Raw genomic sequence first — 15,347 nt, forward strand, 5'->3', positions numbered from 1 at the left:
TTATTTAACAGACTTATACTTCTTGATTATTAATCATTTATTACATAATGAGATTGTTTTAATTTAAAAATAAATAATTGAGTAAGTCTCATGTTGTGAGAGTGGTTCAATATTTAAGTGTGGTCTTGAGCTTTATAATGATTCTGCCAAGTTCTCAGGTTAAATTGTTACAAACTCCAATTAAAGGTTAAAGGTTAAAGATTAAAATGAATAAGTTAACAAACTTACCAACAAAATTATTAATGCTTATCGCTTTCTTTGTAACATTTATCTCATTCATGTCTATTTTTATTTCTGTAGATAACTCAAACTCAGATATTAAAAAAAACAGTGATGCAGTAGAAAAGACTTACGCGATTATGGGTTTGGTCCAGCACTCTTTGGAACAAGTAATAAACATAGAAACAGGTTTCAGGGGGTATATGCTAACTAATGATAAATCATCATTAATGCCTTATGAAATGGGGGTTAGCTCAATTAATGCTGATTTGGATGAACTATCTACACTTTTTTTGAATAATCCAACCGATGTTCAAACGAATAAATTAAATTTACTGAAAAATACATATTCTAATTGGAAAAAGAATGTGATTGATAAAGGAATAGATATTCGCACTACTAGCAGCTTAAATGAAGCTTTAGAGTTTATAGATAAAGCGAATGGTGGAAGCTATGTAAATGAAATGAGGGTGATATTTGATGAGATCTCAGCAGAAGAGGAAGAGTTTCTTATTCAACGTTCAGAATCTTTAGATGAATCACTCAGTAACTTAATTTCAATAACCTTGCTACTAACCTTTGTTGGTTGTTTTGTTTCTGGTATTTTATTTTTCTTTATCAATAAAATTCTTAAGAAAAATGTAAATGAAATGTCATCAGCGATTGCTTTATTGGCTGAGGGTGTTTTAAAACCATTATCTATATCTCCTTCTAAAAATGAATTCTTTAAAATTAAGCAAGAATTTAATAAATCAATTGAGAGACTATCAAATCTGATAAAGGAATTAACTGTTTCAGCGGAAAATACAAGTTCTTCTTCAGAGGCGTTAACTATTGTCATGCAAAATACAGCCAAAAACACTCAAAGTGAATTGGCGCAAGTTGAAGAAATTTCAACGGCTATTAGTGAGTTATCAAGTACTTCAAAAGAAGTTTCTTCAAATGCGCTTCAAGCTGAAGATGAAACCAAAAAAGCAATTGATAATGTAATTGATGGAAATAAGGCATTAGACCAATCTATTTTATTAACTCAAAATATTAATGAATCAGTTCAGGAGACTGCTGAGATGATTGAAGAGTTAAAGAACAGCGCCATTAATATAGGGGAAGTTACTAATGTAATTAGTTCTATTTCAGAACAGACTAATTTATTAGCATTGAATGCGGCAATTGAAGCTGCTCGTGCAGGAGAGCAAGGAAGAGGATTTGCAGTAGTTGCGGATGAGGTACGAAACTTAGCAGCTAAGACTCAAGAATCAACCAAAAATATTCAAGGGATAATTTCTAAACTGCAAGCGCAATCAGAAAAAGCGAATGATAATATGGTGGCAAATGTTACATCGATTCAAGACTCTGTTGCATTATCTCATAATGTAAAATCTTCGTTTGATGACATTGCACAATCAGTTCAAACTATTTCTGATATTAATGCCCTCGTCGCGACTGCTTCACAAGAGCAATATAGTGTTACTGAAGATATTGCTAAAAATACAACTAGAACATTTGATTTAGTGAATGAAAATGTAGCAGCAGTAAACCAGACAAAACATGCAGCGCAAGAGTTAGCGTCATTAGCAGAAACACAAAGCCAAGAATTATCTTTTTTCAAAGTGAATTAGATATATAAAATAAAACCAACTCTTGAATATAAAGAGTTGGTTTTTACTGTTTAGCGAATATATTTCAGATAAGGGATGTTAACCGTTATTCATTTGTCACTATAGCTTTAACCAGCCGTGAATTATGAATAGAAACATATTAACTCTGTAAGCCTTGAGGTGGATACATTACACTGCACACTTAGTTTATTTAAAGGATTACCATGAGAACTCTATTTTTAACGTTAGCCTTGACTTTTTCTGCTGGCGTTGCTGCAAATACGACCACTGACTCAACTGATGTGATTGAGAGTAACCCAACGATTTCTAGCGTATCTGTAGATATGAAAGCCGTCATGAAAAAGATGAGATTAGAGTATAAGTTAGGTGAGCGAGCGACCTCTATTGAGGATATGAATCAAGTTGTGACTAAATTAGAGTCACTCATTGATCAGTTAAAGCAGGGCGAATACACCCCAGAAAAACAAGCTATGTATCAAGAGGGATTCAAGAAGTTATCGGCTTCTGTTGCGTTAGTTAAAACAGAGTTAGATGCGGGTGATTTAGAAAAAGCACAAGCGGCTCTTGAGCAAGTTGACGAACTACGAGTTGAATATCACAAAAAGCGTAATCCAAGTATTTGGAGTAAGATCTTTGGATAGTAAAGCCTAGATCTCAAGAATAAAAAATGGAGCTAATCAGCTCCATTTTTATTCTTTACTCTTCTGCGATATAGAGCGATTAACTGTTATACATCTTATCAAAATTCTTCTGATTCCAGCCAACCATTACTTGATCGCCAATTTTAAGAACAGGGATAGAACGAGCGCCCATGGCTTGTAATTCCTTGCGTCCTCGTTGCATTTTTGCATTGGTCAACCTATATGCAATTTTTTTAGAATCAAGGTAACGCTGTGCGTCTTTGCAATGTGGGCATTTGTCAGCGACATATAAAACAACACGTTTCATTATTATCTCTCTAAGTAAATCTGGTTATACAATTAGCGTAGTTTATACAAACAAGTAAGGGAATAACTTACGACGCTCTTCTGGACTTAGTGCTTCAACACGAGCGATGTTAGTATCAGGGATCGCTTCTGGGTTTGGATAGTGTTTCAGTACTTTTGCCATGCTCTCTTCACGGATAAGGTGAAGTACAGGGTAAGGAGAACGGTTTGTTAAGTTCTCATCGTCTTCAGGTTCAGCACCACCAAAGCAATAATTTGGATGGAAAGTCGCAATTTGGAATGTGCCTTCCCATTCTTGCTGCTTGATAAGAGCATCAACCCAATCTAAGAAGAAGTTATAATCCATGAAGTCTTGCAGCATGTTTGGAATAGCAACTAATGTTGTTTCTAACTCTTCTGCTGTTTTAGAATCTAGGTTCATTAATTCTTGCAGTACGTCTTCAAGCAGAACTTCTTCTGTTGTTGCTTCAGATACAAAAACTTTGATTTGTTTATTACGGTTAGGCTTGGCTGCAAATGGGCAAAGATTAAGGCCGATCACCACATCTTCTAACCATTGTTGAACTTCTTGCTCTATTTTTTGAATATTCATGTCTGACTTATTACTGCTCTTGTTATTTTCAGCAAGAATAACAGATTCAATATTGTTTTTCTGTATCCATGAATACAAATATTATGCTACATGAATTGAAAATAAGGAGTGCCAATAGATGATTGATTAAATAAACCTTCTTTGAATTTCTCAGCGGTAATTGGTCTTGAGTAGAGGTAACCTTGAATAATATCCACACCTTCACGGATAACAAACTTCTCCTGATGTTTGTTTTCAACGCCTTCGGCGACTACTTTTAAATTCAGCTTTTTGGCTATATTGATCATTGCACATACAATATTTTGATCTGCGGTGTTGTATTCAATATTAGTAATGAAGCTTTTGTCTATTTTAAGAGTATCAAATGGGTATTTTTTCAAATATTGGAACGAAGCATAACCAGTACCAAAATCATCCAATGCAATAGCAACACCCATCTCATGTAATTGAGTTAAAGTATCAATCGCTAAGGCTTCATCTGCAATAAGTCCACTTTCGGTTACTTCCAGTTCTAAGTTGTGAGGAGGAAGATGATAAAGCTCTAGTAAATGCTTTATGTGCTGGACAAAGTTAGGATCTTTCAATTGGATGGCAGAAATATTAACGGCAGTGATAAAGTGCTGTGAATGTAAAATCCACTCAGCCGTTTGTTGGATTGCACTTCTCAGAGCAAAATTTCCCAGTTCATAAATTAAGCCATTTCGTTCAGCTAGCTGGATTAATAAGTCATTAGATATGGTGCCTAAATGAGGGTGATTCCAACGCAACAATGCTTCACAGCCTAACCAACGTTTCGAATGAGGGCAAATTTTAGGTTGGTAGTTTAAAAAAAGATCATTATTACGTACCGCTTCTAATAAATAGCCTTCGATTTTATGTTCAGATAAACTTGATTTAACAGGTAAAGAGCGATCAGATATCGTAAAGGTTTTACCTAAGTTTTGGCATTCGACAACAGTATTGTATGCACACTGAAGTAACTCAGTGCGAGAAGCACTATCTTTTGAGTGGATAGCTCCAATATAACTTTGTAAATGTATCGGTTCTCCATTATTAAAGAAAGAAGCTTGCCCTATTTCAGAAAGGTGCCTACATAGTTGAGGTAGTTTTTCTTTATCAGTATGAATCACTAATAAGATATCAGAAGAATCTAAGCGACCAGTGACAGAGGTTTCGGTAATTTTAGTTAATTTAGACCTATATTTAGTAAGCAGAAAATCAAAAACTGAATGCCCATGTTCTTGCTGTATTTTTCGACTATTAGCAAAATGAATGTGTAACAGTACAAATTTTTTATTGGTATCTATCAATTTATCCATATGTTGATAAAGAGCTATCGGGTTTAAAAAACCTGTCCCTATATCATGATTTTTATGATAATCAACTTTTTGCTCAGCTGCTCGTCGACAATCAATTTCATTCGCTAGTTTTACATTTATATCATTGATATATCGTGTTGTTGTTGTTATTTCTTTTTGTAATGTTCTGTGGCTTTTTAATAATTCATTATGTTGATATAAAGTACTAAGTTGGGCTTCAATCAATTGTTGGTATGTGTTTAACAACTCTTGGCTGGTTGGGTCAAAAGAATTTTCTTTTTCATCAAGAAGACAAATTGTGCCAAAAGGTGTGCTATCTGGCCAAAATAATGGGAGTCCGCAGTAGGCAATCATATTTAATGCTATATCTGGGTTATTTTCCCATTCATGAGATTTTAATGCATTTGTCACAATGAGTTGCTTTTTATGCTGAATAACATACTCACAATATAGCCCTTGTTTTAGTTTTTCTTTACTCCCTTTTTTATAGGGATTGTTAAGAGTATGGCTAGATGAAAACACTTCAATTTCATTATTATCGATACGCATAATAAGTGCAGCAGGAACGTTAACAAGTTTAGTTAATAAATTCAGCATATTTTGCCAGTCAAGTTGCATCTTATCAGGAACAGTAATAGGAAAAGTGGGTGATTGAGTCATGTTTGTATCCGGTAACCACTAAAAAGCTAATAACATAATGTTCATATTATCAGGTTATGATGCTAAATAATTGTCTTATATTTGATACTTTTACTTGTCTTTTTTTATAATATTTCGATTTTTGTTACAAAAACTAATGCATGGCGTTCATAGATAATTGTTATTTATAGATGTTACTTATAATTGATGTAATCATTAGTGGTTTTTTTTGAGTTGGTAATGTTACCATTTGGTTTTGTAGATGCTGGCATTTATGATGTCGGTGGTTTTTTTTTGTGATTTTAAGGAGGTTGTATGGTGTCATTGAGAAAGGTTTCGATTAATGTGCGCTTGTATTTTTTAACATTTACAGTGACTTTATTTATGCTAGTTCCGCTATTTTTATCTTCTATTGATTATAAAAATAACCTCTTAGAATCAAAGCGCATTGAAACTAAGCAATTAGTCTCTGTTGCACATTCGGTCATCCAATCTTTTTATGATCAAGCAACAACGGGTTTCATGAATGAAGAAGATGCAAAAGCTTTAGCAAAAAAAGCGATTGCAGCAATGCGCTATGATGGAAGTAATTATTATTGGATTAATGATCTTTCTGCAACGATGATAATGCACCCAGTTAAGCCTCAATTAAATGGGAAAGACCTGTCTTCTTTAGCTGATCCTAACGGTAAATATTTATTTAAAGAAATGGTGCAGGTAGCTAGTCGTGAAGGATCTGGTTATGTTGATTATCAGTGGGCAAAACCAGGTGTTGATATACCCGTAGATAAGATCTCATATATTTCTTTATTTAAACCATGGGGTTGGGTTATTGGTACTGGAGTTTATGTTGATGATGTGGCTAGCACTTATAATAATTTCCTTTTTGAGATCATGTATGAAGTGTTGATTGCGTTGATTATTATGTTGCCACTTGCTTGGAAAATTTCACAAAGCATTGTTGTGCCAGCTAAAAATTCTGCGATGGCAATGAAAGATATTGCCGAGGGTGAGGGGGATTTAACCAAGAAATTGGATGAGACAGGAACGGATGAGCTTAGTGATATTGCTCGTGCGTTTAATGTATTTACTAATAAGCTGAATATGACGGTTAATCATGTTAAGCCTGTTACTGAAGAGTTGTTGAACTCAGCAGCAAAGTTTGCACAAGTTGCAACGACAGCCTAGATCCCAAGAATAACCGACACACTTTGGTATAGATTAGAGAGTCAGTTGCCTATAAGCTTCAAGCTCTCACACAATCAACTAAGGTAACCACATGGGACACCAATATAAGCAACTGACACTAAGTGAAAGATACCAGATTGAAGCTTGGAATACACATAGTATTTCTGCTCGGGAAATAGGACAAAAATTAAAACGGAGCAATGGCTCCATTTCAAGGGAATTACGACGCTGTCCTGTTGGAAGTTATTCTGCCGAGCAAGCGCATAAACATGCTTTTCAAAAAAGAACACTTTCAATTAAGCACACAAAGTGTGGCCAAAAGAATAAGAAAATAATTCAAATATACCTACAACTTGGTTGGATCCCAGAGCAAATATCTGGACGAATGCATAAAGAAAAAATAGAAAATACAATATGTTGCAGTACTATTTACAATGTAGTTAAAAGAGAGCATTGGCAAAGAATGCTTGCTCGAAAAGGTAAAAAATACAAACAGCGTAAAGGTGTAGAAGCTGGCGCAAGACTAATTCCCAACCGTGCTGATATCTCTCTCCGGCCTGCTATTGTTGACGATAACTCAGAAATTGGCCACTGGGAAGGTGATACTGTTTATGGTCAAGATGGGTATTTAGTCACTATGGTAGAGCGAGTATCTAAGCTATTAGTTACTTGCAAAGTACGTAGCAAGTCTAAAAAAGCAGTCACTCGTGGGATAAATCGCATGATGAAGCCCTTTAAAGAACTTTGCAAAACAATCACATTTGATAATGGCGGAGAGTTTGCAGGTCATGCTAAGATAGCTAAGCATCTGAACTGTGACATTTATTTTGCTAAACCTTACCATTCCTGGCAACGAGGTTTGAATGAAAATACCAATGGTTTACTAAGGCGTTTTTTCCCAAAGGGAATGGCCATTGGAGAACTTGCTGCAAAAGAGGTTAAACAGGCAGAGTTTTTGATTAATTCGAGACCTAGAAAGGCATTAAATTTTCTGAGTCCGAGTGAGTTTTTAAGCGGTAAGCGTGTGTCGGTTATTGTTACGATCTAGCCAGCAAAGCAAAATACCAATGAGCAATTTAAAAATGTAGATAGTGTTGCTGCAGCTATGAACGAGCTATTAGCAAGTAACCAGGAGGTTGCACAAGCGGCATCAAATGCCGCATTAACCGCAGAAGAGGCGGATAAAGAAGGGCTTAAAGGAATCGCTATTGTGGACTCTACCTCAGCACATATGGCTGAACTAGCGGGTTCACTTCTTGAAACTGAAAAGAATACAGAAGCATTGGCAGAGCAAGCTAATACAATAAGCTCAGTTGTTGAAGTAATTAGAGGTATTGCAGAACAAACCAATTTATTGGCCTTAAACGCAGCGATAGAGGCTGCTCGTGCCGGGGAACAAGGACGAGGTTTTGCAGTGGTTGCTGATGAAGTTCGTACCTTAGCTACTCGAACTCAAGCCAGTACAAATGAAATATCGAGTATTATTGATAACTTGCAAGCGTCATCCCAGCAAGTATCTAACTCAATGAGAACAACAAGACATCAATCAGATTCAACGTTAGAGAAAGCGGAATTAACACGCCAAGCATTAACGGATATTTTAAGTAAAGTAAAAGATATTAGTGAATTGAATCATCAAATCGCTGATGCTAGTTCTCAACAAGCGACTGCGACGGATGAAATTAATCAAAATATTACTAATATGTCTGAGAGTTCTAGTTCGAACCTTCAACAAGCTGAAGATATTAGTCAGGTAAGTGAACAATTAATTGAACATGGTAACGAGTTAGAAAGCCTAATGAATCAATTTAAAACAACTAAATAAAACAATAAGCTATTGCCCTTTCATTAGATATTGATGGAAGGGCTTTTGCCTTATTGTCCACGTGCAAAAAGCATCACTTTAACGGTCATTAATAAAATATACATATCAATTCTTATCCAGCTGGAGATCGAGCTTAGCGATAAAGCATAACTATGGTCAAACCCCACTTTAGAGCGGACATCTTCAATACAAGTATCATAGCCTTGATTAACTTGAGCAAGACCTGTTATTCCAGGTAATACACCGTAAGTGCGTTCGCTGAAGTAAGGGATCTCATGTTCAAGTTTATTGTAAAATGTTGGTCTCTCAGGTCTAGGACCGACTAAAGACATATCTCCATTAAGAACATTGAAAAATTGAGGTATTTCATCTAAACGTGTTTTTCTTAAAAAACGGCCTACAAGCGTGATACGGCAATCTCCTTCGGTAGCGAGGGTTGCTCCTGTATTTACTTCGGCATCTTGCACCATGCTTCTAAATTTAATCATTTCAAAAACATGAACTTGCGTAGGCATTGCTTTACCAACACGTAATTGACGGTAGAAAACAGGTCCTTTGGAATTGAGTTTTATCGCAAGTGCTATCAAAGGAAATAAAGGTAAAGTCAGACCTAAACCAATAAGAGATAGGCAGACATCGAACACTCTTTTAGCCTTAACGGTTGAGTGATTTATTGTATAAGAAGAATCCATCATAGTAATTTCCCTTTGATTATTTATGTATACGGGTCCAAGGACTCGTTGGTTTATTGAATAAATAATTGAGCCCACCGAGGAAGTTAGCAAGGTGCCCTGCGATAAGATAAGCGATTGTCTGACAATATTTATTCGAAAAAATGCTAGGGAATAAAAAACTTAAAATCCCCAGTGAATAGCCGACAGTTTGGCCAATGAAAGAAATAAGGAATACAGGGTAAGAAAGCAATAGTGCTGATCCTATATAAGCTAAGATCATAAAGTAAGGCATGATGACTCTTAATCCTTTACCTGAAAAAAAAGTAAAAGCGGTTCCTCGATATTTAGGATTGAATAGCGGAAATAGACGTAAAAGTTGTTGAATATTTCCTGCTGATATACGCAAGCGTCGAGAAAAGTCGTCATCTTGAAGAGAAGGTTCAAGCTCCAATGCGCAGATGTTAGGGTCATAAATTGCGCGATAGCCTTGTTCGATAATTTTCATTGGTAAAATAAAGTCATCATTAATTGTATCTTTATCTAGTGGTGTAAATAACTCAGAGCGAAATAGATAAAATGCACCATGAGATCCTAAACTATCACCTAAAATTGCTTCTTGTTGTTTGATTTTTGTTTGATACTCCCAGTACCTTTTTTCTCCCTCTGAATTGGGGGCTAATAGTAGATAAGTTGGATTAACGACACCAATGCTTGGATCTTCAAAGTGTTTTGCTGAGATCAATAGTGAATCATAAGAAAGAAGTGCCGAAACATCACTTAACGCAATAATATCACTATGATATTGGGGGATTAATTGATTTAGTAGCGCGACTTTGCCTTGATTTTTTTCAAATGAAAGGACTTCTATATGCACTTCAGAGCACATGGCCTCTTGGATAGTATTATTGGCAATGGTAAGGGTATTATCGGTACAGCCATCGCATGCAATAATAATAGTTAGTTTTTTGGATGGATAATCTAAGCATGATAAATTGTATATTTTATCAGCGATCCATTGCTCTTCATTATAAGCAGGAATAATAATAGTAATACTTGGTAATACTCTGTCCTTTTTTGATTTATAAAACTTACGATGTGTAAATACTGTCTCTTTTTGGGGGTAGAGAGTTGAAATAATATGTAAAATAATAGGGTATAAAGCATGATGATAAATGACAGCTATTATACTGATAGAGGTAATAATGATAAGAAATAGAGTCATAGCGTCACTCCTTGAAAGTATAAATGCTCATAGGCTGTAGCCATTGATTTAGCGTGATTGTTTTCTAAAATGAATCGTCTTGATGAGCTAGTGATAGTTTGATAAGTCAGAGATTCAATCGCATTTGATAATGTGGTCGCATTGTTATTTGGAACTAAAATACTGTTATTTGGGCATAGTGTTTCACTCACTCCTCCGACATCATTTGCAATACAAGGTATACCACAGGCTTGAGCTTCTAATGTTGAAAGAGGAAAACCTTCATTATTTGATGGCAAGCAGAATAAATCCAGAGCGTGATAAAATGTAGGCATTTGGTCAATATGTCCCAAAAAATGGACTCTGTTTTCTAAGTGGTAGCGATTAACTAATGTGTTTAGCCATTCTTTTTGCGAGCCAGATCCCGCAAGTACAAGGTGATATTTAGAGCCTAAAAATCGAAAAGCTTCAATTAAGTTTTCTTGTCCTTTTACCACTTCTAGTCGAGCCGCATTACCAATAACAATGGAATATTCAGGTAGGTGCAATTGTAAATCGGCTCGTGCTTTTTGTTTGTTTCCTATTTTAAATTTATAAGGGTTTATGCCATTCTTAATTGTGTAAATTGGGTATTTATTAAAGATTAGAGACAGTGATTTTTTTACGAAAGCAGCGTCTGCGACTAATTTGGGGTGTGATAATGATAACGCCAAACGTTGTAGGTAACGATGCTTCTTTGCGCTTAGGTGCCAAGCATCATGTTCGGTGTGAATATGATTAATATTATTACTTAGCATAACAGCACAGCTTGAATAGAGAAGTGGGCCAATATGATGGGAATGAACGACATCAACGTTATGCTGCTTAAAAATGCCTAGTAATTTTTTTATAATAGTAAATGAGAAACCTTCGGATTTATTTAAGCAAAGAATTTGATCTCTGTATCGTTCTAACCGAGGCCAATGATTAATGGCTTCATCTACAGTGCCTTCTAAGCTGACGATTATAATATTGTGTTCACAATCAGTGAATTCCAACATATCTAATACCATACTTTCTAATCCGCCAGGAGAAAGATGTTGTACTACATGGGTTATCGTTTTCATTGCGCACTCCTTTTTAATCTAAATAAAGAGTTGCAGAGTTTGTGCCATTTTTTTTATATTTTATATTCAATAGGTTATGTGTTTTTATTTTGTAATTCTCAAAATGAGAATGAATTTACGAAAGAGAGTATAGTTTTTTATCAAGAAAAATAGTGGGATAAATGTGATGATTTAATAGTAGTAAATATTGATATATACAGTATTTCATGTCAGTACGATGTTCCATTGTTGTTAATGGAATGGTGTTTTTATTAAAGTGAATTTGAAGTCGGTTCAAAAATAGAGGATATAATGCAAAATCAAATGAAAACCATTGAGGTTAAGCTATGAAATATTCATTATTCACAGCTAGCGTTTTGCATTATTTATCTCACCAAACCTTATTGCCTCAGAAGAAGCAACAAGAGAAGACCAATATCGCTTTGTAGTGATGCCTTTTTATGTCCAAGTACAGATGCTGGTATTACTGTAATGCCTATCTGGGCTTTTATCCTGATGGAATCTAGCTCTGAAGCGTCCTCTGTTTCGTTATCGTTGATTTATACTCAACATGACAGTTATTTTGGTATAGGTGAAAGCATTTAACAGGTTGTGGTGGTATACGACTAAGTACAGGAGCAGAGCTAAGTGCCATGATTTCATCTTTTCTTCGAATCGTGGTATCGCATAACTCTGCAATAACAGCTAATCCAACTCCCAACCCAATACCTCCAGCTAACCCTGCGATAATAAAAAGAACATTAGGTAGATTAGATGGGCTACTTGGTTTATAAGGTCGATCTATGATCTTAACGCGTTTTTCTTGTTCAAAAACCCCTAGAGAATGCGTCAGTTTTGCCATTTCAAAGCGTTCAACTAAGTCGTTGTAGAGTTCTCTTTTTAATACTAAATCACGTTGTAACTGATGTAATTCTTTTTCATTCTGTCCAAATTGTGTTGCTTGCTCTTCAATGTCCTTGATCATGCTTTCGAGAACGCGAGTTTCTTCAGTTAATGCGTCGACTTTACTGGTCGCTTTTTGTAATTCTTCAAGTTGAGAGAGTAAAATAGGTGGGGCTTTAGCTAAATCTTCTACGCTATTACTACTTGCGATGTCCCATAATTGCTCGCTGCTTAGTCCTGGTTGAGTTTGAGAAAGCAGGCGGGATCGTTCTTCTTCTAAACGATTTAGATTTCTTATTTTACCCTGTACCTTACTGTGTAAAGGGGTGTATTGGGCTTGAAGCAATGTTAACTCTCCACGAATGCGGATAATTTGCTCTTCTATCTTCCCTATAACAGGATTCGTTTTCGATAATTGTAAATCAAGAGAGCCTAAACGTTTTTCTGCACCAGCAAGTTCAGCTTGTCGCTCATATAAGCGTTGTTTAAGTTTAGTTTAATCTGTCTAAACTGGAGATTTGCATTTCAGGAAGAATAGTATCTTTGCGACTTTTAAATGCCGCTAGTTTTTCTTCTGCTATATTTAGTCCTTTACGGCGTTGATCAATATTGTCGGCTAAAAATTGGCTAGAATCTTTCATTGATGATCGTTCAGGGGCTAATAATTGTTCTGTAAAATGCCGACTTACCGCATCTAAAGTATCTCTCATTCCTTCAGGGTTATGTGAGCGGTAATCAATACGGATTAAATCTTTTCCTGCCATTGTTACTGATAAATTGTTAGAGAGTTCTGCTACTGCATTATCAATCGCTTGAGGACTCATTGATTGGTGTGTGTAGCCTCTTTCCTCCGCAACAAGCCCTAATATGTGTCGACTGTGTAATAAGGTTTGAAGTGAACTCAATCGTTCTTTTAGCATGCTAGAAACGGCAAGATCTTCAAGAAACGGATTCATCTTGGCTGTTTCTTGAATTAACATACTTGTGTGTGAATCATAATATTTTGGCGCAAGCTTACCTATTATTAACCCAATGATAGGCATTAATAAAATAGGTATGACGATGAGGTAGCGACGACGCCATGCTGACTCAAAAATAATTAGAAATCGTTGGCTTAATGTGATCATAATTCATCCAACCATGTGGTTAATTGGGCGGATCTTGCTTGCCATGTATGTGATTTTATTAATGATGATTGCTTATTTCGTTTGTGTGGAACTTCCACAGAGCAAGTAATATTCTCTTTTTCCCATTTTTTATGGATTTTGTTTAACTGTAATGAAAAATTTTCAACTGAATTTACAGTGTGAATCGTCGATTTATAAGGGGATAGCGCAGGAAAATCAGTACTAATAATCGGTGTTCCTGTTGCAAGATATTCCAATAATTTTAATGGGTTACAAGATCTTATTTGCTCATTATCTACAAAAGGAAGCAGACTTACTTGCCAATGCTGACTGTAACTAGGTAGTTGGTGATGTTCTCTTGCCCCAAGGATATGAACGTTTTCTCTTTCAATAAGAGGATTATTCGGCAATTCATTTTGTCCGATAAATATAAAGTGCCAATCAGGGTTTTTCTCAATGGTGTGATTGAGTAAGTCATAATCGAGCCATTTTGATAGGCTGCCATAAAATCCTGCAATTGGACGACCATCATTAGGCAAGTCAATCGCTCGAGCTATGGGTAGGTTAAATAACGGAAAATCAACACCATGAGGTAAGTGTCGCACTTTATTTTGAGGAAACTTTGCACACAAGACAGAACTTGCTGCTAAAATAAGATCTGATTTTTGGATTAATTTTTCTTCATGTTTGAGTACTACTTCATGATCAACGCCTGCTAATGCGCCAAAGTCATCTCCACAGTAATAAACAATGCGTGACTCCCCTAAGTTTCCACATACATCAGCAACTGTAGGCAGTGATGTCCATAAAATAGGGTGTTGAAGCTGAGCTTGTTGAATAATGGGCTTGAGTTGTTTGATAATAAGTTGTTTAGCAAGCCAGCGAGCCAGCAAACCTTTAGGCGCCGGAATTGTTTTCAGGTTTACAGTTTGAAAAGGAGCAGAATGAACTTTATTTTTTATGGTTCCTTTTGATTGAGTGAGTTTTGGCTGAATTAGTTTTTTCCATGCTCGCTTTATATCATGTAATGACCATTTTGGTTGACGCAAGCCAATAGAATTGACCCAAACTACTTTGTGAGTGTGTGACAGTTGAGTAATTAGGTGTTGAGTACTAGAAGGTAAACCTCCCCAATCTTCCCCGAAAACAATCAAATCATGCTTCATAACGTATTTCCTCTTTCATTTCTTCTGAGGTGTTTATATCTAATTGCTTTATAACTTTTGCTGGATTTCCTCCTGCTAATACAAAAGGCGGGAGACTTTTTGTTACAACGCTCCCCGATGCAACAATAGTGCCTTCGCCAACAGTGATATTGCCTATGATGCTGACGCGGGAGCCAAGCCATACATCTTTTTCTAAAATTATGTCACCTACTTGGCTATCTAAATCAGCTTTGCCTAAGGCCCGTGCAAGAGGGTTAATTGGATGGCCGGGATAGCCACATATAAACCCTTGCCCAGCAATGCGAACGTTATCGCCAATTACGACCTTATTACCAACGGCAATAGTTGTTTGCCAGCAGATATCGACATTGTTTCCCACGCTTAACGTTGGGTTAGCTGAGTTAGTACGGCCACTGAAAGTTGTTTGTCCTGAAATACGACAATCATCACCAATTGTCATGGTTAAAGGACCACTAAAAAAAGGTAGGCCGCCATATAGTAAGGTTCGTTTTCCGTAGGAGTCTAATCGTCCTTTAAAAGCGGGGACATAAAAGACTAAATGAGTAAGTGCTTGCCACTGAGTGGTAAGGGTTTTGTGTAATCCATACAAAACCTGATTTATTAGACGAGGAGTAGGTAACTCGAAATGATGAATGGATTTAGCAACTCGAAATAAAGTTAAGGCTAGTGGGGTCTCTCCTTCTTTTAGCCACTGTTTTAATCGATAAATGGATAAAGTACTCATAGTCACATTCCTTTTTTGATTGCTCTTACTAAGAGTATTTCATGGATTGTGCCAATTATTTTTTTACCTATTATTCAATTGGTTACCTTAATTTTGTT

Annotated in this window: 13 protein-coding genes and 1 pseudogene; 5 read left to right on the top strand and 9 right to left on the bottom strand. The window is 36.0% G+C overall.

Features of this window, described 5'->3' with window-relative positions; genetic code table 11:
- Nucleotides 1-206: 206 nt before the first annotated feature.
- A complete protein-coding gene (locus tag ACU5DF_RS05935; RefSeq protein WP_446712166.1) occupies nucleotides 207-1,838 on the top strand; it encodes a methyl-accepting chemotaxis protein in 1,632 nt (543 codons plus the stop codon).
- Between the two features lie 203 nt (nucleotides 1,839-2,041).
- A complete protein-coding gene (locus tag ACU5DF_RS05940) occupies nucleotides 2,042-2,479 on the top strand; it encodes a cytochrome b562 (RefSeq protein ID WP_446712167.1) in 438 nt (145 codons plus the stop codon).
- A gap of 79 nt (nucleotides 2,480-2,558) precedes the next feature.
- Here the strand turns inward: ACU5DF_RS05940 and ACU5DF_RS05945 are convergent, their stop codons facing one another.
- The 3 genes from ACU5DF_RS05945 to ACU5DF_RS05955 form a co-directional block, all read right to left on the bottom strand.
- Nucleotides 2,559-2,786, bottom strand: a complete 228-nt coding sequence (locus tag ACU5DF_RS05945; protein WP_045104395.1) for a glutaredoxin family protein — start codon at nucleotides 2,784-2,786, stop codon at nucleotides 2,559-2,561.
- A 42-nt stretch (nucleotides 2,787-2,828) separates the two neighbouring features.
- On the bottom strand, nucleotides 2,829-3,377 hold the full coding sequence (locus ACU5DF_RS05950; RefSeq protein ID WP_446712487.1) for a DUF1415 domain-containing protein: 549 nt from the start codon (nucleotides 3,375-3,377) through the stop codon (nucleotides 2,829-2,831).
- Nucleotides 3,378-3,463: 86 nt separating this feature from the next.
- On the bottom strand, nucleotides 3,464-5,356 hold the full coding sequence (locus ACU5DF_RS05955) for a bifunctional diguanylate cyclase/phosphodiesterase (protein ID WP_446712168.1): 1,893 nt from the start codon (nucleotides 5,354-5,356) through the stop codon (nucleotides 3,464-3,466).
- 294 nt (nucleotides 5,357-5,650) lie between these two features.
- Between ACU5DF_RS05955 and ACU5DF_RS05960 the strand changes: the two genes are divergently transcribed.
- The 3 genes from ACU5DF_RS05960 (at nucleotide 5,651) to ACU5DF_RS05970 (ending at nucleotide 8,348) form a co-directional block, all read left to right on the top strand.
- Nucleotides 5,651-6,523: a cache domain-containing protein gene (locus tag ACU5DF_RS05960; RefSeq protein ID WP_446712169.1), complete on the top strand. Its 873-nt coding sequence runs from the start codon at nucleotides 5,651-5,653 to the stop codon at nucleotides 6,521-6,523.
- 91 nt (nucleotides 6,524-6,614) lie between these two features.
- The gene (locus ACU5DF_RS05965) at nucleotides 6,615-7,571 is read left to right on the top strand and encodes an IS30 family transposase (protein ID WP_446712170.1); all 957 of its coding nucleotides are present in this window, start codon (nucleotides 6,615-6,617) and stop codon (nucleotides 7,569-7,571) included.
- 57 nt (nucleotides 7,572-7,628) lie between these two features.
- Nucleotides 7,629-8,348, top strand: a complete 720-nt coding sequence (locus tag ACU5DF_RS05970) for a methyl-accepting chemotaxis protein (RefSeq protein ID WP_446712171.1) — start codon at nucleotides 7,629-7,631, stop codon at nucleotides 8,346-8,348.
- Between the two features lie 50 nt (nucleotides 8,349-8,398).
- Here ACU5DF_RS05970 and ACU5DF_RS05975 read toward each other — a convergent pair whose 3' ends face one another.
- From ACU5DF_RS05975 to ACU5DF_RS06000, 6 genes and pseudogenes are all read right to left on the bottom strand, one after another.
- Nucleotides 8,399-9,043: a sugar transferase gene (locus tag ACU5DF_RS05975; RefSeq protein ID WP_446712172.1), complete on the bottom strand. Its 645-nt coding sequence runs from the start codon at nucleotides 9,041-9,043 to the stop codon at nucleotides 8,399-8,401.
- A 16-nt stretch (nucleotides 9,044-9,059) separates the two neighbouring features.
- On the bottom strand, nucleotides 9,060-10,244 hold the full coding sequence (locus tag ACU5DF_RS05980; protein ID WP_446712173.1) for a glycosyltransferase family 2 protein: 1,185 nt from the start codon (nucleotides 10,242-10,244) through the stop codon (nucleotides 9,060-9,062).
- Nucleotides 10,241-11,329 carry a glycosyltransferase family 4 protein gene (locus tag ACU5DF_RS05985; protein ID WP_446712174.1) on the bottom strand — a complete coding sequence of 363 codons (1,089 nt, stop codon included), beginning with the start codon at nucleotides 11,327-11,329 and terminating at the stop codon, nucleotides 10,241-10,243. The genes ACU5DF_RS05980 and ACU5DF_RS05985 overlap by 4 nt, the downstream gene beginning before the upstream one ends.
- 502 nt (nucleotides 11,330-11,831) lie before the next feature.
- A pseudogene (locus ACU5DF_RS05990) lies at nucleotides 11,832-13,338 on the bottom strand (GumC family protein).
- On the bottom strand, nucleotides 13,335-14,504 hold the full coding sequence (locus tag ACU5DF_RS05995; RefSeq protein ID WP_446712175.1) for a glycosyltransferase: 1,170 nt from the start codon (nucleotides 14,502-14,504) through the stop codon (nucleotides 13,335-13,337). Before ACU5DF_RS05995 ends, ACU5DF_RS05990 begins: the two are co-directional and overlap by 4 nt.
- The gene (locus tag ACU5DF_RS06000) at nucleotides 14,494-15,249 is read right to left on the bottom strand and encodes an acyltransferase (RefSeq protein WP_446712176.1); all 756 of its coding nucleotides are present in this window, start codon (nucleotides 15,247-15,249) and stop codon (nucleotides 14,494-14,496) included. Before ACU5DF_RS06000 ends, ACU5DF_RS05995 begins: the two co-directional genes overlap by 11 nt.
- Between the last annotated feature and the right edge of the window lie 98 nt (nucleotides 15,250-15,347).

It is taken from the genome of Aliivibrio wodanis, from assembly GCF_052920805.1.